Source organism: Citrobacter sp. RHB21-C05, from assembly GCF_013889015.1.
GTDB classification, from domain to species: Bacteria; Pseudomonadota; Gammaproteobacteria; order Enterobacterales; family Enterobacteriaceae; genus Citrobacter_A; species Citrobacter_A sedlakii.
On the sequence record NZ_CP057611.1, the window covers coordinates 3,783,252 to 3,800,529 of the forward strand.

The 17,278-nt window shown below is 54.7% G+C and carries 17 protein-coding genes; 11 read left to right on the forward strand and 6 right to left on the reverse strand.

Annotated features, from left to right (window positions below; all coding sequences use genetic code 11):
* Positions 1 to 408 precede the first annotated feature (408 nt).
* A complete protein-coding gene (gene tkt / locus HVX72_RS17955) occupies positions 409 to 2,403 on the reverse strand; it encodes a transketolase (protein WP_060570789.1) in 1,995 nt (664 codons plus the stop codon).
* 279 nt (positions 2,404 to 2,682) lie between these two features.
* On the opposite strand from tkt, the gene HVX72_RS17960 reads away from it, so the two are divergent.
* Positions 2,683 to 3,441, forward strand: a complete 759-nt coding sequence (locus tag HVX72_RS17960) for a M48 family metallopeptidase (RefSeq protein ID WP_181822033.1) — start codon at positions 2,683 to 2,685, stop codon at positions 3,439 to 3,441.
* A gap of 68 nt (positions 3,442 to 3,509) precedes the next feature.
* Here HVX72_RS17960 and speB read toward each other — a convergent pair whose 3' ends face one another.
* The 4 genes from speB to HVX72_RS22330 form a co-directional block, all read right to left on the reverse strand.
* Positions 3,510 to 4,430, reverse strand: coding sequence for an agmatinase (speB, locus tag HVX72_RS17965; protein WP_042290372.1), 921 nt, complete (start codon positions 4,428 to 4,430; stop codon positions 3,510 to 3,512).
* Between the two features lie 230 nt (positions 4,431 to 4,660).
* Positions 4,661 to 6,637, reverse strand: coding sequence for a biosynthetic arginine decarboxylase (gene speA, locus HVX72_RS17970; RefSeq protein WP_042290374.1), 1,977 nt, complete (start codon positions 6,635 to 6,637; stop codon positions 4,661 to 4,663).
* A gap of 8 nt (positions 6,638 to 6,645) precedes the next feature.
* Complete coding sequence (gene yqgB / locus HVX72_RS17975; RefSeq protein WP_181823288.1) at positions 6,646 to 6,777, reverse strand: acid stress response protein YqgB; 132 nt, start codon at positions 6,775 to 6,777, stop codon at positions 6,646 to 6,648.
* 105 nt (positions 6,778 to 6,882) lie between these two features.
* Entirely contained in the window at positions 6,883 to 7,017 is a 135-nt protein-coding gene (locus tag HVX72_RS22330; RefSeq protein ID WP_269468262.1) for a hypothetical protein, read from the reverse strand.
* Between the two features lie 415 nt (positions 7,018 to 7,432).
* Between HVX72_RS22330 and metK the strand changes: the two genes are divergently transcribed.
* Both metK and galP read left to right on the forward strand, forming a co-directional pair.
* On the forward strand, positions 7,433 to 8,587 hold the full coding sequence (gene metK / locus HVX72_RS17990) for a methionine adenosyltransferase (RefSeq protein WP_181822034.1): 1,155 nt from the start codon (positions 7,433 to 7,435) through the stop codon (positions 8,585 to 8,587).
* 394 nt (positions 8,588 to 8,981) lie between these two features.
* Positions 8,982 to 10,376: a galactose/proton symporter gene (gene galP / locus HVX72_RS17995; RefSeq protein WP_042290379.1), complete on the forward strand. Its 1,395-nt coding sequence runs from the start codon at positions 8,982 to 8,984 to the stop codon at positions 10,374 to 10,376.
* A gap of 50 nt (positions 10,377 to 10,426) precedes the next feature.
* Here the strand turns inward: galP and hiuH are convergent, their stop codons facing one another.
* A complete protein-coding gene (gene hiuH / locus HVX72_RS18000; RefSeq protein ID WP_060570790.1) occupies positions 10,427 to 10,837 on the reverse strand; it encodes a hydroxyisourate hydrolase in 411 nt (136 codons plus the stop codon).
* A 134-nt stretch (positions 10,838 to 10,971) separates the two neighbouring features.
* Here hiuH and hprR point away from each other — a divergent pair, with 134 nt between their 5' ends.
* The 8 genes from hprR (at position 10,972) to ruvX (ending at position 17,266) form a co-directional block, all read left to right on the forward strand.
* Positions 10,972 to 11,652 (forward strand): response regulator transcription factor HprR, encoded by a 681-nt coding sequence (hprR, locus tag HVX72_RS18005; RefSeq protein ID WP_042290384.1) that lies wholly within the window; start codon positions 10,972 to 10,974, stop codon positions 11,650 to 11,652.
* Positions 11,642 to 12,997, forward strand: coding sequence for a heavy metal sensor histidine kinase (locus HVX72_RS18010; RefSeq protein WP_181822035.1), 1,356 nt, complete (start codon positions 11,642 to 11,644; stop codon positions 12,995 to 12,997). The genes hprR and HVX72_RS18010 overlap by 11 nt, the downstream gene beginning before the upstream one ends.
* A gap of 51 nt (positions 12,998 to 13,048) precedes the next feature.
* Complete coding sequence (locus HVX72_RS18015; protein ID WP_181822036.1) at positions 13,049 to 13,549, forward strand: SprT family zinc-dependent metalloprotease; 501 nt, start codon at positions 13,049 to 13,051, stop codon at positions 13,547 to 13,549.
* Positions 13,550 to 13,640: 91 nt separating this feature from the next.
* Entirely contained in the window at positions 13,641 to 14,348 is a 708-nt protein-coding gene (endA, locus tag HVX72_RS18020; protein WP_181822037.1) for a deoxyribonuclease I, read from the forward strand.
* A gap of 71 nt (positions 14,349 to 14,419) precedes the next feature.
* Positions 14,420 to 15,151, forward strand: coding sequence for a 16S rRNA (uracil(1498)-N(3))-methyltransferase (gene rsmE, locus HVX72_RS18025; RefSeq protein WP_181822038.1), 732 nt, complete (start codon positions 14,420 to 14,422; stop codon positions 15,149 to 15,151).
* A gap of 12 nt (positions 15,152 to 15,163) precedes the next feature.
* Positions 15,164 to 16,111 carry a glutathione synthase gene (gene gshB / locus HVX72_RS18030; protein ID WP_181822039.1) on the forward strand — a complete coding sequence of 316 codons (948 nt, stop codon included), beginning with the start codon at positions 15,164 to 15,166 and terminating at the stop codon, positions 16,109 to 16,111.
* A gap of 175 nt (positions 16,112 to 16,286) precedes the next feature.
* Positions 16,287 to 16,850 (forward strand): YqgE/AlgH family protein, encoded by a 564-nt coding sequence (locus tag HVX72_RS18035; RefSeq protein ID WP_042290400.1) that lies wholly within the window; start codon positions 16,287 to 16,289, stop codon positions 16,848 to 16,850.
* Positions 16,850 to 17,266: a Holliday junction resolvase RuvX gene (gene ruvX / locus HVX72_RS18040; protein ID WP_042290401.1), complete on the forward strand. Its 417-nt coding sequence runs from the start codon at positions 16,850 to 16,852 to the stop codon at positions 17,264 to 17,266. The genes HVX72_RS18035 and ruvX overlap by 1 nt, the downstream gene beginning before the upstream one ends.
* The last annotated feature ends 12 nt before the right edge of the window (positions 17,267 to 17,278 follow it).

The window sequence follows — 17,278 nt, forward strand, 5'->3', positions numbered from 1 at the left end:
TCCATATATAAAATAATAGTGAAATGAGGATGTATTCTAGTTTTTTTTGCTTGTGTCAACTACATTCCGGTCCTAAATAAAATCCTAAAATGGACCAATATTTATTTTATGAATGGTTATTGGACTGTTTAAGTTTGAATACAGCTGATATATAAGGGATAATTACTTTTATTACTTGAATCAATATTTATTAAATAAATATATGGCACGTGCAGTGTCCAAATATGGAGTTGCTTTTTTTCAAGAAATTCATTGAGTAAAATAATTTTTTATGATGTTTTTTTGCGCGGGTAAGAGGAGAAAAAAGAGAAAAAAAATCCGGAAATGCGTGTCATTTCCGGATTCAGATTTTAGCGCGAATGAACTCGCGTTATGTTGCTATGCGGTCCATTTCAAGCGAGTACGCCATTATCGCAGCAGTTCTTTCGCTTTAGCCACCACGTTGTCCACGGTGAAGCCAAATTCTTCGAACAGTTGCTCAGCAGGCGCGGATTCGCCGAAGGTCGTCATGCCCACAATAGCGCCGTTGAGGCCTACGTATTTGAACCAGTAGTCAGCGATGCCGGCTTCAACTGCCACGCGTGCGGTAACGGCTTTTGGCAGTACCGCTTCACGATAGGCGGCATCCTGCTTGTCAAACGCGTCGGTAGACGGCATGGAGACCACACGCGCCTTCACGCCTTCTGCGGTCAGTTTGTCCCAGGCGGCCACCGCCAGCTCAACTTCTGAACCGGTAGCGATGAAGATCAGCTCAGGCTGACCAGCACAGTCTTTCAGCACGTAACCACCGCGCGCGATGTTCGCCAGTTGCTCTTCGGTACGTTCCTGCTGCGCCAGATTCTGACGGGAAAGAATCAGTGCGGTCGGACCGTCCTGACGCTCAACGCCGTATTTCCACGCCACGGCGGATTCCACCTGGTCGCACGGGCGCCATGTGCTCATGTTCGGGGTCACGCGCAGGGAAGCCACCTGTTCAACCGGCTGGTGAGTCGGACCGTCTTCACCCAGACCGATGGAGTCGTGGGTGTAAACCATCACCTGACGCTGTTTCATCAGCGCAGCCATACGCACCGCGTTACGGGCGTATTCGACAAACATCAGGAAGGTGGAGGTATACGGCAGGAAACCACCGTGCAGAGAGATACCGTTAGCGATAGCGGTCATACCGAATTCACGCACGCCGTAATGGATGTAGTTACCGGCAGTGTCTTCGTTGATCGGCTTAGAACCAGACCACAGGGTCAGGTTAGAAGGCGCCAGGTCAGCGGAGCCGCCGAGGAATTCAGGCAGCAGAGGACCAAAGGCTTCGATCGCATTCTGAGACGCTTTACGGCTGGCGATTTTAGACGGATTCGCCTGCAGCTTCGCGATAAACTCGTTCGCTTTCGCGTCGAAGTCAGCCGGCATTTCACCTTTCATACGGCGGGTGAATTCTGCCGCTTCCTGTGGGAAAGCCTTCGCGTAGGCAGCGAATTTCTCGTTCCAGGCCGACTCTTTTGCCTGGCCGGCTTCTTTCGCATCCCATTGAGCATAGATTTCAGACGGGATTTCAAACGGCGCGTATTTCCAGCCCAGTTGTTCGCGGGTCAGCGCGATTTCGGCATCGCCCAGCGGCGCACCGTGGGAGTCGTGGGTACCCGCTTTATTCGGAGAACCGAAACCAATGATGGTTTTGCACATCAGCAGGGACGGTTTGTCGGTGACAGCGCGCGCTTCTTCTACCGCACGTTTGATTGCGTCAGCGTCGTGACCGTCTACGCCGCGCACCACGTGCCAGCCGTAGGCTTCGAAACGCTTCGCGGTATCGTCAGTGAACCAGCCTTCAACGTGACCATCGATGGAGATCCCGTTGTCATCGTAGAACGCCACCAGTTTACCGAGTTTCAGGGTACCAGCCAGCGAGCAGACCTCGTGAGAGATGCCTTCCATCATACAGCCGTCGCCCATAAACGCATAGGTGTAATGGTTAACAATGTCATGACCCGGGCGGTTAAACTGGGCGGCCAGCGTTTTTTCCGCAATCGCCATGCCCACTGCGTTAGCAATACCCTGTCCCAGCGGGCCGGTCGTGGTTTCAACACCAGCGGTGTAGCCCACTTCCGGGTGGCCCGGGGTTTTGGAATGCAGCTGACGGAAGTTCTGCAGTTCAGACATTGGCAGATCGTAGCCAGTGAGGTGCAGCAGGCTGTAAATCAGCATGGAGCCGTGGCCGTTAGACAGCACAAAGCGGTCACGGTCAGCCCAGGACGGGTTGCTCGGGTTGTGGTTCAGGAAATCACGCCACAGGACTTCGGCAATGTCAGCCATACCCATAGGGGCGCCCGGGTGACCGGATTTGGCTTTCTGTACTGCGTCCATGCTCAGCGCACGAATAGCATTAGCAAGCTCTTTACGTGAGGACATTTTGACTCCAGATCGGATGATGAAGGCCATGCCCGTAACGACTTGACGACAGCGCGTTTTGGGCTACGCCGGAAAAAAGTGCGAACAATGTAACCCAAGCCGCCTGCCATGTACATGGAGCATCCTTTTGCCGCTTCAGAAATCTCCGGATCGTGCTCGCATGTTGCGCAATCTGCTCGCCCGCTTGTTGTTCTTTTCTTTATACTTAGTCATAAGCGCCGGTTCATCTGCTCAGGCGCACTTTTAGAACAATCCTCATTTCATGCGGAAGAAAAAAACATGAAGATTCGCGCTTTACTGCTTGCTATGGGCATGGCGACGGTGTTGACCGGCTGCCAGAATATGGACTCCAACGGACTGCTTTCATCGGGCGCCGAAGCGTTTCAGGCCTATAGCCTGAGCGATGCGCAGGTGAAAGCGCTAAGCGACCAGGCTTGCGCAGAGATGGACGGGAAAGCCACTCTCGCGCCTGCCAGCAGCGAGTACGCGAAGCGCCTGAGTAAAATCGCCGCCGCGCTGGGCGATAACATCAACGGACAGGCGGTTAACTATAAGGTTTACATGGCGAAAGACGTGAACGCTTTTGCTATGGCGAACGGCTGTATCCGCGTCTACAGCGGCCTGATGGACATGATGACGGATAACGAAGTGGAAGCGGTTATCGGTCACGAAATGGGTCACGTGGCGCTCGGCCACGTGAAGAAAGGGATGCAAGTTGCGCTGGGCACCAATGCCGTACGCACGGCGGCGGCATCCGCGGGCGGAATTGTCGGCAGTCTGTCCCAGTCACAGCTCGGGGATCTGGGTGAAAAACTGGTGAACTCGCAGTTCTCCCAGCGCCAGGAATCAGAAGCCGATGACTACTCTTACGACTTATTGCGCAAACGCGGCCTCAGTCCGGCGGGTCTGGCGACCAGCTTCGAGAAACTGGCGAAGCTGGAAGAAGGCCGTCAAAGCTCTATGTTTGACGATCACCCGGCATCGGCAGAACGTGCGCAGCATATTCGCGATCGCATGAAAGCGGACGGTATCAAGTAACGATTTTTCACCCCGGCAAAGCCGGTTATGACACGGGCAGCGCGCTGCCCGCTTTCAAAATGGCGAGATTACTCGCCTTTCTTCGCCGCCTGGATATAAAGCATCTCTAATGCCAGCGTCGCGGCAGCCAGTGCGGTAATTTCCGACTGGTCATAAGCTGGCGCGACTTCCACCACGTCCATACCGACGATATTCAGATCCTTCAGGCCACGAACCAGCTTAATGGCGCGATCGGAAGTCAGACCGCCAATAACCGGCGTACCGGTTCCCGGAGCAAACGCCGGATCCAGACAGTCGATGTCAAACGTCAGGTAAACCGGCATGTCGCCGACGATCTGCTTCACCTGCGCGAGGATATCGTCCACGCCGCGATCGTTGACCTGGCAGGCGTCCAGCACGGTAAAGCCGTTGTCTTTGTCAAACTCGGTACGAATACCGATCTGTACAGAATGATTCGGGTCGATCAAGCCTTCGTTCGGCGCGGTGTAGAACATGGTGCCATGGTCAAATTCACAGCCGTTCGCGTAGGTGTCGGTATGCGCATCAAAGTGCACCAGCGCCATTTTGCCGAAGTGCTTCGCGTGGGCGCGCAGCAGCGGCAGAGTCACGAAGTGGTCGCCACCGAAGGAGAGCATCCGCTTGCCGGCAGCCAGCAATTTCTCTGCGTGCGCCTGCAGCTTTTCGCTCATTTCACGAGCATCGCCGAACGCATACACCAGATCGCCGCAGTCAACAACGTTCAGGCGCTCGCGCATATCGAAGTTCCACGGGAAGCGGTTGTGCTCCCAGGCGAGGTTAGTCGAAACCTGACGGATCGCCGCCGGGCCATGACGCCCGCCTGCGCGCCCCGACGTCGCCATATCAAACGGAACGCCGGTGATCACCCAATCAGCGTCGCTGTCGTACGGCTGGAAGTTCATTGGAAGGCGTAAAAAACCAAACGCGTTAGATACCAGAGAGTTATCGTACTGATGACCTAAAGTGCTCATGACCAGACCTCTTTTAAAGTCGATACATTAAAAACAGATGAAAAAAAATCCCTTCCGCGTCGTTAAACCCGACGAGGAAGGGATTGATTCGTAAATCGCTTATTGGGACGAATTATCGCCGTTAATTCATACGGGTTCAAGTGAGTATAGCATCCTGCCGGTTGACGGATTCACCCTATCCGGCGCGGAATTGTCGGCCCGGACAGCGCAGCGCCGCCGGGCATCAACCGCTACTCGTCTTCCAGATACGTGTACCCGTAAAGACCGGCTTCAAACTCTTCAAGGAACTGCTGCTGTAGCGCATCGTCCAGTCCGGTCTGTTTCACCTGATCGCGGAAGTGGGTCAGCAGCGTTTTCGGATCTAATTGCACATATTGCAACATGTCCGCCACGGTATCCCCTTCGTCTGACAGCTCAACCTCGACGCTGCCGTCAGGGAAGACAAACACGTCAACCGCTTCGGTGTCGCCAAACAGGTTATGCATGTTGCCAAGGATCTCCTGATACGCGCCGACCATAAAGAAACCAAGCATTGGCGGGTTATCCGGATCGTATTCCGGCATCGGCATCGTGGTAGCGATACCGTCACCGTCGATATAGTGATCGATAGCGCCGTCAGAATCGCAGGTGATGTCCAGCAGTACCGCGCGGCGCTCCGGCACCTGATCCAGTCCTTCCAGCGGCAATACCGGGAACAACTGATCGATCCCCCACGCATCCGGCATCGACTGGAACAGGGAAAAGTTGACGTACATTTTGTCCGCCATCCGCTCCTGCAGTTCGTCGATGATCGGGCGATGCGCGCGGTTGCTCGGGTCGAGCTGTTTCTGCACTTCATGACACATGTTCAGATACAGCTGCTCGGCCCAGGCGCGTTCCTGAAGGCTAAAGGTTCCGGACGAATAACCCACATGAATATCGTGCAGGTCCATCTGGCTATCATGCAGCCATTCACGCAGCGAACGGCGGGTGCCTGGTTCATGCATTTCCTGCCAGGTTTCCCACATGCTTTGCAGCGCGCGCGGCGCGTCGTCCGCAGGCGGCGTTGCTTCCGTGTATTCGTTACGCTCTACGCCGATGATATTGGAAACCAGCACCGTATGGTGCGCGGTAACGGCGCGACCTGACTCGGTGATCACCGTCGGGTGCGGCAGGCCGTGCTCGTCGCAGGCATCGCCAATCGCCCAAATAATATTGTTAGCGTATTCATTAAGGCCGTAGTTTACCGAGCAGTCAGACTGCGAACGGGTGCCTTCATAGTCCACACCAAGACCGCCACCAACGTCGAAACACTGGATGTTCACGCCCAGTTTGTGCAGCTCTACGTAGAAACGCGCCGACTCACGCACACCAGTGGCGATATCGCGAATGTTGGCCATTTGCGAACCGAGATGGAAGTGCAGCAGTTGAATACTGTCGAGACGCCCGCGTTCGCGCAGAATCTCCACCAGTTGCAGCACCTGCGCCGCCGCCAGGCCGAATTTCGACTTTTCGCCGCCGGAAGACTGCCATTTACCCGAGCCTTGCGAGGCCAGACGGGCGCGCACGCCGAGGCGCGGCACGACGTTCAGACGCTCGGCCTCTTCCAGCACGATAGCGATTTCCGTCATCTTCTCGATAACCAGATAGACCTTATGGCCCATCTTTTCGCCAATCAGCGCCAGACGGATGTATTCACGGTCTTTATAACCGTTACACACGATCACGCTACGGGTCATGCCCGCGTGCGCCAGTACCGCCATCAGCTCAGCTTTTGACCCCGCCTCCAGCCCCAGCGGTTCGCCAGAGTGGATCAAGGATTCAATGACGCGACGGTGCTGGTTTACTTTGATCGGGTAAACGAGGAAATAGTCGCCGTTATAGCCATACGATTCCCGCGCGCGTTTAAACGCGGCGTTAATGGAACGCAGACGGTGTTGCAGGATCTGCGGAAAGCAGAAGAGTGCAGGCAGACGCTGCCCCTGCGCTTCGCGAGCCTTCACCAGTTTGGCAAGGTCGACGCGCGCTTGCGGAACGTCAGGATCCGGGCACACGCTGATGTGGCCCAGCTCGTTGACGTCATAGTAATTATTGCCCCACCAGGCAATATTGTAAGTACGCAGCATCTTGCTGGCTTCCTGGGAGCTCATTGCAACCTCCTGCATGGAGCGTAGTACACCCTGTTCGCCCGCTGACGAAGGCGAACCCATAGACATATCGTCAGACATAGCGAACCTCAACTCTTTGTATTAAGTGTAAAACAGTTGACTACTATCGCAGCGTAACACTGCGATAACAACCCATAAACGGCGCTAAGTTTCAGCACATTGTGCTGAAAGCGAGGCCGTGCGACCGGTTTCTTATTCATATCATTGTAAAACACGTAACCGAACTTAAGTATGACAAGGTTCGGCGAAACCACGAGAAACCTCCTGAGATTCAGGAGTGCCCTTGTTCAGAAATCACAAAGCGATCAACCGGCCCTGGAGTCCTGAGAAGCGCCGAGATGGGTATAACATCGGCAGGTATGCAAAACAGAGATGCAGAATGCGGGGGACATGCGCACACCAGAACGGTGCGTCAGATTCAGCAGTAAACAACGGTTCATTATTTCGTATCACCTCCACGGCCGCCCCGCAGGACAAGCCAAAAGCCAAAGCATTCGTTTTAACCCGGCTGGAAGTGGCGACACGATGAATCCATCGAGCGCTTTTTTGTGTGAGCCGCGCGCCGCGATTTATACCGATAAGCGATTTAAAAAGCAAAACATAAATGCGCAGATTGCCATCAGTGTTTGTAAAAATTTCCACACACGTTTACAACGCAGTGAGAGATGATTCAAAAAAAACTGGAAATCGGGTGAAGAAGTAACCTAAAATAGCCGTCCAGATGTTAATCCATCCATACTGATTAACACTCAGACTGCCAGTGTCACTAACCTGCAAGCCCTGGTGGAATCTTCTACCCTGGCTTTTCCGCACAGCAGTTTGAGCTAACCAAATTCTCCTTAGGTGAAACAAAAAATGGCTAAACACCTTTTTACGTCCGAGTCCGTATCAGAAGGGCATCCTGACAAAATCGCTGACCAAATCTCTGATGCCGTGCTGGATGCGATCCTGGAACAGGATCCGAAAGCGCGCGTCGCCTGTGAAACCTACGTCAAAACCGGTATGGTTTTAGTGGGTGGTGAAATCACCACCAGCGCATGGGTCGATATCGAAGAGATCACCCGTAACACCGTGCGCGAAATTGGCTATGTGCATTCCGACATGGGCTTTGACGCCAACTCTTGTGCGGTTCTGAGCGCCATTGGCAAACAGTCGCCAGACATCAACCAGGGTGTAGACCGTGCCGATCCGCTGGAGCAAGGCGCGGGCGACCAGGGTCTGATGTTCGGCTATGCCACCAACGAAACCGACGTGCTGATGCCTGCGCCGGTCACCTACGCGCACCGTCTGGTACAACGTCAGGCTGAAGTCCGTAAAAACGGCACCCTGCCGTGGCTGCGTCCGGATGCGAAAAGCCAGGTTACCTTCCAGTACGATGACGGTAAAATTGTCGGCATCGACGCGGTCGTGCTGTCCACACAGCATGCTGAAGATATCGAGCAGAAAACGCTGCAGGAAGCGGTGATGGAAGAGATCATCAAGCCGATTCTGCCAACCGAATGGCTGTCTTCTGACACCAAATTCTTCATCAACCCGACCGGTCGTTTCGTTATCGGCGGCCCGATGGGCGACTGTGGTCTGACTGGCCGTAAAATCATCGTCGATACTTACGGCGGTATGGCGCGTCACGGCGGCGGCGCATTCTCCGGTAAAGATCCATCAAAAGTTGACCGTTCCGCAGCCTACGCGGCGCGTTACGTGGCGAAAAACATCGTTGCAGCGGGTCTGGCTGACCGTTGTGAAATCCAGGTGTCTTATGCCATCGGGGTGGCTGAACCGACTTCCATCATGGTGGAAACCTTCGGTACGGAAAAAGTGCCGACTGAACAGTTAACCCTGCTGGTGCGTGAATTCTTTGATCTTCGCCCTTACGGCCTGATTCAGATGCTGGATCTGCTGCACCCGATCTACAAAGAAACCGCTGCGTATGGTCACTTTGGCCGCGAGCATTTCCCGTGGGAAAAAACCGACAAAGCGCAGGTACTGCGCGACGCTGCTGGTCTGAAATAATCCCTTCTCTGCGTATCCGGCCCGCATCCTACAACGCAGGCCGGATACGCGTTGCCCTTCCGGCAAAACCTCCCTGCGTCATCTACACTTTACACGACCTCATAACGTATTCATGAAAGCGATTACATTCGCTTTTCTCCCCCTCTGACCGCCATTTCCCTTCGCCATGATCCCGATCGCAGAGTTGTTACATTGTTTTTCAGCTTTGTCTTAAATTCAGACAAACGCTCCCGTACTAAGGTTAGCAAAAGGTTTTAATTTCAGAAAGTTAAAACATTAATGGGATAAATGATAGTGTAACCGATTACACCAACGTGATAACAATCACATATTTTTACGGTGCACTGACCTACCCTTACCATCATCAAAACTGATAACCCAATCGGAGGGCATAATGCCTGACAATAAAAAACAGGGGCGTTCAAATAAGGCGATGACATTTTTTGTCTGCTTCCTTGCAGCCCTGGCAGGATTACTTTTTGGCCTGGATATCGGCGTTATTGCCGGCGCGTTACCGTTTATTACTGACGAGTTCCAGATTTCCGCCCACACCCAGGAGTGGGTTGTCAGCTCCATGATGTTCGGTGCGGCAGTGGGCGCCGTCGGCAGCGGCTGGCTCTCCTTCAAGCTCGGGCGTAAGAAAAGCCTGATGATTGGCGCGATCCTGTTTGTTGCTGGTTCGCTGTTTTCCGCCGCTGCGCCTAACGTCGAGGTGCTGATTCTTTCCCGCGTGCTGCTGGGCCTGGCCGTCGGCGTCGCCTCTTACACCGCCCCGCTGTATCTGTCTGAGATTGCGCCGGAGAAAATTCGCGGCAGTATGATTTCCATGTATCAGTTGATGATCACCATTGGTATTCTCGGCGCCTATCTTTCAGATACCGCCTTTAGCTACAGCGGCGCATGGCGCTGGATGCTGGGCATTATCATCATTCCGGCTATCCTGCTGCTGATCGGCGTTTTCTTCCTCCCCGACAGCCCGCGCTGGTTTGCCGCGAAACGCCGATTCCACGACGCGGAACGGGTGCTGCTGCGCCTGCGTGACACCAGCGCTGAAGCGAAGCGCGAGCTGGACGAAATCCGTGAAAGTTTGCAGGTAAAACAAAGCGGTTGGGCGCTGTTTAAAGAGAACAGCAACTTCCGCCGCGCGGTATTCCTCGGCGTGCTGTTACAGGTGATGCAGCAGTTCACCGGGATGAACGTCATCATGTATTACGCGCCGAAAATCTTCGAACTGGCGGGTTACACGAACACCACCGAACAGATGTGGGGTACCGTTATTGTCGGTCTGACTAACGTACTGGCCACCTTTATCGCTATCGGCCTGGTTGACCGCTGGGGCCGTAAGCCGACGTTGACGCTGGGCTTCCTGGTCATGGCGGCAGGGATGGGAATTATGGGGACGATGATGCACGTTGGCATCCACTCTCCGGCAGCCCAGTACTTCGCCATCGCCATGCTGTTGATGTTTATCATCGGGTTTGCCATGAGCGCCGGTCCGCTGATCTGGGTCCTGTGTTCTGAAATTCAGCCGCTGAAAGGTCGCGATTTCGGTATCACCTGCTCTACCGCCACCAACTGGATCGCCAACATGATCGTCGGGGCAACATTCCTGACTATGCTCAACAACCTGGGCAGCGCTAACACCTTCTGGGTGTACGCCGCGCTGAACGTGCTGTTCATTCTGCTCACGCTGTGGCTGGTGCCGGAAACCAAACATGTGTCGCTGGAACACATCGAGCGTAACCTGATGAAAGGCCGCAAGCTGCGCGAAATTGGCGCGCACGACTAATCTTCCCTGCGCGTCCTCTCGTCTGAGAGGACGCCCGTTTCTCTTAACCCTTAGCTTCCCCGATAGGTTGAGTAACCGTATTGGCTCAGCAGTAAGGGAACGTGGTAGTGTTCGCTGGTATTGCTGATATGAAATTCAACGGGAACTTCAGGGAAAAAACTCGCCTGCTGTTTGCTGTCGAAGTACGGTTTGGTTTTAAACGTTACGCGATAATCCCCTGGTTTTGCCGCCTGTTCAGGCCATAGCGCCTTAATTCTGCCGTCCCGATCGGTGCGGCCGCTGTTTAACTGCTGCCAGCCGTCCTGACGTTTTTGCTCAAGGATAACCTCAACATTCGCCGCAGGCTTGCCGGTTTGCTGATCGAGAATATGTACGCTCAGCAGGTTAGTGGCTGCCGCCATCGCCATGGCGGGTACAGCCATTGCGCTGAGTAACGCTACGGTCAAAATAGTTTTTTTCATGTGTCGCTCCGTATGGGGTGAGTGAGACAAATGTAGATGAACCGCCCGCTGCTAACCTGACATTCGCATTACATTTTCGTCATCTTTGGTGTTATTTTTAGCCGTGACCCGCCGCGTGTGACATAGTGAATTCCATGAAGATTTTGCTGATTGAAGATAACCAGAAAACCCGCGACTGGGTAAGCCAGGGGCTGACGGAAGCAGGCTATGTCGTCGACCAGGCCAGCGATGGCAAAATGGGACTCCGTCTCGCGCTGCATGAACCTTATAGCCTGATCGTTCTGGATATCATGCTGCCAGAACTGGACGGCTGGCAGGTGTTGAAAGCGATCAGAACCGCACAGCAAACGCCGGTCATTTGTCTTACCGCTCGCGACGCCATTGAGGACCGGGTAAAAGGGCTGGAGTCCGGCGCCAATGATTATCTGGTGAAGCCTTTTTCTTTCGCCGAACTGCTGGCGCGGGTGCGCGCGCTGTTGAGAAATCACAGTCGCGGCCAGACCCGAATAAAAATCAGCGGGCTGGAAATGGACTCCGTCAGGCAAAGCGTTTCCCGCGAAGGAAAGGCCATTGTCTTAACCCGGAAAGAATTTCTGCTGCTCTGGCTGCTGGCGTCCAGAGCCGGAGAAATCATCCCCAGAGCGGTCATCGCCAGCGAGGTATGGGGAATCAATTTCGACAGTGAGACCAACACGGTAGACGTCGCCATCCGCCGCCTGCGGGCAAAAATCGACGATCCGTTTGAGGTGAAGCTGATCGGCACTGTCAGAGGGATGGGTTACCGCCTGTGCGCCGGAGAAAACAATGAAGCGTGAACTCTCCATGACGTTGCGCCTGACGTTGTTATTTGTGCTGGTGCTGACTCTCGCCTGCGCAGGCGTCAGCTGGACACTGTATCGCGCGCTGAGTAAAGAGCTGACCTGGCGTGATGACATCACTCTGATTAACCGCGCGGAGCAAATCCGACAACTGCTTGTTGACGGCGCGAAAGCGGAAAATCTTCCCCTTTATTTCAACCGGATGATGGACACCCGCCAGGATATTCTGCTTATCCACTCCCCCACGTCGGAAAATATTGCCGTTAATCATACCGGGGTCAATCCAGCGGTTCTGGATGCCCTTCCGGCGCAGCAAAAACCGACGCTGGCGTCCCTCGCCAAAAGGGATATTGCCGGTACGCAACTTTCAGCGGTGCGCATCATCGCGAGTAGCAACGCCCGCCCTGTCACCATTACCGTCGCCAGACTGGCATCGGAACGCCAGGACATGCTTGAGCAGTACCGGAATAACAGCCTGGCGATCGGCATTCTCGCCATCCTGGTGTGCTCAGCGCTCACCCCCTTTCTGGTCAGGCGAGGACTAAAAGCGATAACATCACTCAGTCAGCAGACGGCTAATATCGACAGTCGCGGGCTGAGCCAGCCGCTGGACGAAAATGCGCTCCCCGTCGAGTTGAAGCCGTTGGGCAGCGCGCTGAACGTAATGCGCCAGAAGCTCTCTGATGACTTTACGCGCCTGAATCAGTTTGCTGACGATCTGGCGCACGAGCTGCGTACCCCGGTCAATATTCTGTTGGGCCATAACCAGGTGGCGTTAAGCAAAGCGCGCACGGCAGAACAATATCAACACACGCTGGCGAGCAATATTGAGGAGCTTGAGGGACTGTCGCGTCTAACGGAAAACATCCTTTTCCTCGCCAGGGCGGAGCATCATACTATTTTGCTCGCCAAAGAAGCGGTGGCTTACTCCGCGATCATCAACAACCTTGTCGAGTTTCTTGAGTACGAAGCCGAAGAAAAGAACATCCGCTTTTTCGTATCAGGCGATGCAACGATTCAGGCGGACCGGACGTTGCTGCAAAGGGTATTAATGAACCTGCTCAGTAATGCGATCCGCTATTCGCCAGCGCAGGCGACCGTGGAGATTGAGGCCAGTGGCAACCCTGACCAAACGGTTATCGAGATCCGTAATCCAGGCACCGTCGCCCTGAACGCCGATAAGCTGTTTCATCGCTTCTGGCGAGGAGATAATGCCCGTCAGTCTGCGGGTTATGGGCTGGGATTATCGCTGGTTAAAGCCATTATGACTCTGCATTCCGCCACAGTGAGCTACCACTTTCGCGACGGAAAGCATATTTTCGCCCTGCACTTTCCTGCCTGACAGGTAAGCGCTGGTTGCAGTCGCCTTTTTTAGCCATTATTCTCTGCCGTTATGAAAACAGCCCGTCTCCCCATCGCCGTCCAGCAGGCCGTTATGCGCAGCCTGCGGGAAAATCTCGCCAGGGCAAACCTGAAACTGGCGCGCAGTTATCCTGAACCTAAGCTGGTTTATCAGCAGCGTGGCACCTCCGCCGGCACCGCCTGGCTGGAAAGCTACGAAATTCGCCTGAACCCGGTCTTGCTGATGGAGAACACTGACGCATTTATCAGCGAGGTGGTTCCCCACGAGCTGGCGCATTTGCTGGTCTGGAAGCACTTTGGCCGCGTGGCGCCGCACGGTAAAGAGTGGCAATGGATGATGGAAAGCGTACTTGGCGTGCCTGCACGGCGCACCCATGAGTTTGCGCTCCAGTCAGTGCGCCGCAATACCTATCCTTATCGCTGTCAGTGTCAGGAACATCAATTGACCGTCCGCCGCCATAATCGCGTGGTACGCGGTGAGGCAACCTACCGCTGCGTTCACTGCGGCGAACCTTTAATGCCACTGAAATAATCAGAACTATCAGGAACTTTCCTGATCTGACTGATTGCATCCCAAATCATCTTTCGCTACGTTGCGGGCTCGTTTTGACACGGAGTGTGTGATGTACCGTCATTTGAGTGTTACCGCTGCGCTGCTGGCAACGGTATTTTCAGGCCCGGCCCTTGCTGCCGGAATCAACAGCTTTTCACAAGCCAAAGCCGCTGGCGTCAAGATCTACGCCGACGTACCTGGCGACTTCTACTGCGGATGTAAAATCAACTGGCTGGGGAAAAAAGGGGTCGTTGATCTCGCATCCTGCGGCTATAAAGTGCGTAAAAATGAAAACCGCGCCAGCCGAATTGAATGGGAACACGTGGTTCCTGCATGGCAGTTTGGCCACCAGCGTCAGTGCTGGCAGGACGGTGGGCGTAAAAACTGCGCCAAAGACCCGGTCTATCGCAAAATGGAAAGCGACATGCATAACCTGCAGCCCGCCGTTGGCGAGGTTAACGGCGATCGCGGCAACTTTATGTACAGCCAATGGAACGGCGGCGACGGTCAATACGGGCAGTGTGCAATGAAGGTCGACTTTAAAGCGAAGGCCGCCGAGCCGCCCGCCCGCGCTCGCGGCGCCATCGCCCGGACGTACTTTTACATGCGCGACCAGTACGATCTGACCCTTTCCCGCCAGCAAACCCAACTTTTCAACGCGTGGAATAAGATGTACCCGGTCAGCGACTGGGAGTGCGAACGCGACGAACGTATCGCGAAGGTGCAAGGCAACCACAACCCGTATGTGCAACGCGCTTGCCAGGCGCAAAAGAGCTAACCTACACTAGCGGGATTCATATTAAACCTCCCCGCGCCAACGGGCGTGGGGCAAGACGCGGACTGTTAACCATGCGTATTCCCCGCATTTATCACCCTGAACCCATTATCGCTAACACGCAATTTTCATTGTGCGAAGATGCCGCGAATCATATCGGGCGCGTTCTGCGGATGGGGCCGGGTCAGGCGCTGCAGCTGTTTGACGGCAGCAATCAGGTTTTTGACGCCGAAATTACCCATGCCAGTAAAAAGAGCGTGGAGGTAAAGGTTCTGCGCGGTGAAACAGACGATCGCGAATCGCCGTTACATATTCACCTTGGACAGGTGATGTCGCGCGGTGAAAAAATGGAATTCACCATCCAGAAATCGATCGAGCTTGGTGTAAGCCTCATTACGCCACTTTTTTCTGAGCGCTGCGGCGTTAAACTGGATAATGAACGTCTGAACAAGAAGCTGCAGCAGTGGCAGAAAATCGCCATCGCCGCCTGCGAACAGTGTGGCCGCAACCGGGTGCCGGAAATCCGCCCGGCGATGGACCTGGAAGCCTGGTGCGCGGAACAGGAAGAAGGGTTAAAACTGAACCTTCATCCCCGCGCCAGCAACAGTATTAATACGCTGCCGCTGCCGGTTGAACGCGTTCGTCTGCTGATTGGCCCGGAAGGCGGGCTGTCGGCAGATGAAATCGCCATGACCGCACGCTACCAGTTTACTGATATTCTGTTAGGACCTCGCGTTCTGCGTACTGAGACAACTGCGCTCACCGCCATCACCGCGCTGCAGGTGCGTTTTGGCGATCTGGGCTAACGGAGAAGAATAATGATCAAGCTCGGCATCGTGATGGACCCCATCGCAAGCATCAACATCAAGAAAGACTCCAGCTTCGCTATGCTGCTGGAAGCGCAACGTCGTGGTTACGAACTTCATTATATGGAGATGGCCGATCTTTATTTGATCAATGGTGAAGCCCGCGCACATACGCACACGCTGAGCGTCGAGCAGAACTACGACAAATGGTATGACTTTACCGGCGAGCAGGATCTGGCGCTGGCGGATCTCGACGTGATTCTGATGCGTAAAGATCCGCCGTTTGATACCGAATTTATTTACGCCACCTACATTCTGGAGCGCGCCGAAGAGAAAGGTACGCTGATCGTGAACAAACCGCAGAGTCTGCGCGACTGTAATGAAAAACTGTTCACCGCCTGGTTCTCTGACCTGACGCCGGAAACGCTGGTCACTCGCAACAAAGCACAGTTGAAAGCCTTCTGGCAAAAACACAGCGACATTATTCTTAAGCCGCTGGACGGCATGGGCGGCGCGTCCATTTTCCGGGTGAAAGAGGGAGATCCGAACCTCGGAGTGATTGCCGAGACCCTGACCGAGCATGGCACCCGTTACTGCATGGCGCAGAACTATCTGCCGGCGATTGTCGATGGCGATAAGCGCGTGCTGGTGGTGGATGGCGAGCCGGTGCCGTACTGCCTGGCGCGTATCCCGCAGGGCGGCGAAACCCGTGGCAACCTCGCCGCGGGCGGCCGTGGCGAACCGCGTCCATTAACCGACAGCGACTGGGAAATCGCGCGCCGCATTGGGCCAACGCTGAAAGCTAAAGGGCTGATTTTTGTCGGTCTGGACATCATTGGCGATCGCCTGACCGAGATTAACGTCACCAGCCCGACCTGTATTCGCGAGATTGAAGCGGAGTTCCCCGTCTCCATTACCGGCATGCTGATGGACGCCATCGAAGCGCGCCTTGCCAGGTAAAATCTGTCGCCGGACGCGACGCCTGGGCGTCGTGTCCGGCTGACATTTTGCGTCCCTGTTCGCCAGATAAAGCGAAGCCCCATCCGGCAACGCGTTTCTAAGAGTGACAATTTAACGCTTTCCACACATACTGACCCCTGTTGATTTTTTAAACCAGGACACAGAACCTCTGACAATGAATTTACAGCATCACTTTCTTATTGCCATGCCTGCTCTCCAGGATCCGATTTTCCGCCGCTCTGTGGTCTATATTTGCGAACATAATGAAGATGGCGCAATGGGGATTATTGTTAACAAACCGCTGGAAAACTTGCAGATTGAAGGAATTCTGGAAAAGCTGAAAATCACCCCGGAACCGCGCGATCCGGCTATTCGCCTGGATAAAGCGGTGATGCTCGGCGGCCCGCTGGCGGAAGATCGCGGGTTTATCCTGCACACCCCTCCGTCGCGTTTTTCATCAAGCATTCGCATTTCCGATAACACGGTCATTACCACCTCCCGCGACGTACTGGAAACCTTAGGCACCCGCGAACAACCCTCTGAAGTGCTGGTCGCGCTGGGCTACGCGTCGTGGGATAAAGGCCAACTGGAGCAAGAGTTGCTGGATAACGCCTGGCTGACCGCACCCGCCGATCTCAATATTCTGTTCAAAACGCCGATAGCCGACCGCTGGCGCGACGCTGCCAGACTGATTGGCATCGACATTCAGACCATGCCCGGCGTGGCGGGGCATGCCTGATGAGCGGAACGTTACTGGCCTTTGATTTTGGCACCAAAAGTATCGGCGTGGCGATTGGTCAACGCGTCACCGGCACCGCCCGCCCGCTTCCGGCGATTAAAGCGCAGGACGGCACACCGGACTGGCTACTCGTCGAACGCCTGCTCAAAGAGTGGCAGCCGGATGAAATCATCGTTGGCTTGCCGCTAAACATGGACGGCACCGAGCAACCGCTCACTGCCCGCGCGCGCAAATTTGCTAACCGCATCCATGGTCGATTTGGCGTGACGGTAACGCTGCATGACGAACGCCTGAGCACCGTTGAAGCACGGTCTGGCCTGTTTGAGCAAGGCGGCTATCGCGCGCTCAACAAAGGTAAGATTGACTCCGCTTCTGCAGTCATCATTCTCGAAAGCTATTTCGAGCAGGGTTATTGAGGCGCCCTCCGC

Bases quoted from the DNA above. Each gene is read 5' to 3' on its own strand.
- HVX72_RS17960 (WP_181822033.1), top strand. From the start codon at position 2,683: ATGAAGATTCGCGCTTTACTGCTTGCTATGGGCATGGCGACGGTGTTG.
- gshB (WP_181822039.1), top strand. From the start codon at position 15,164: ATGATCAAGCTCGGCATCGTGATGGACCCCATCGCAAGCATCAACATC.
- ruvX (WP_042290401.1), top strand. From the start codon at position 16,850: ATGAGCGGAACGTTACTGGCCTTTGATTTTGGCACCAAAAGTATCGGC.
- HVX72_RS22330 (WP_269468262.1), bottom strand. From the start codon at position 7,017: ATGAACCGTTGTTTACTGCTGAATCTGACGCACCGTTCTGGTGTGCGC.
- galP (WP_042290379.1), top strand. From the start codon at position 8,982: ATGCCTGACAATAAAAAACAGGGGCGTTCAAATAAGGCGATGACATTT.
- rsmE (WP_181822038.1), top strand. From the start codon at position 14,420: ATGCGTATTCCCCGCATTTATCACCCTGAACCCATTATCGCTAACACG.
- speA (WP_042290374.1), bottom strand. From the start codon at position 6,637: ATGTCTGACGATATGTCTATGGGTTCGCCTTCGTCAGCGGGCGAACAG.
- yqgB (WP_181823288.1), bottom strand. From the start codon at position 6,777: ATGAATAAGAAACCGGTCGCACGGCCTCGCTTTCAGCACAATGTGCTG.
- tkt (WP_060570789.1), bottom strand. From the start codon at position 2,403: ATGTCCTCACGTAAAGAGCTTGCTAATGCTATTCGTGCGCTGAGCATG.
- HVX72_RS18035 (WP_042290400.1), top strand. From the start codon at position 16,287: ATGAATTTACAGCATCACTTTCTTATTGCCATGCCTGCTCTCCAGGAT.
- metK (WP_181822034.1), top strand. From the start codon at position 7,433: ATGGCTAAACACCTTTTTACGTCCGAGTCCGTATCAGAAGGGCATCCT.
- HVX72_RS18010 (WP_181822035.1), top strand. From the start codon at position 11,642: ATGAAGCGTGAACTCTCCATGACGTTGCGCCTGACGTTGTTATTTGTG.
- hprR (WP_042290384.1), top strand. From the start codon at position 10,972: ATGAAGATTTTGCTGATTGAAGATAACCAGAAAACCCGCGACTGGGTA.
- speB (WP_042290372.1), bottom strand. From the start codon at position 4,430: ATGAGCACTTTAGGTCATCAGTACGATAACTCTCTGGTATCTAACGCG.
- endA (WP_181822037.1), top strand. From the start codon at position 13,641: ATGTACCGTCATTTGAGTGTTACCGCTGCGCTGCTGGCAACGGTATTT.
- hiuH (WP_060570790.1), bottom strand. From the start codon at position 10,837: ATGAAAAAAACTATTTTGACCGTAGCGTTACTCAGCGCAATGGCTGTA.
- HVX72_RS18015 (WP_181822036.1), top strand. From the start codon at position 13,049: ATGAAAACAGCCCGTCTCCCCATCGCCGTCCAGCAGGCCGTTATGCGC.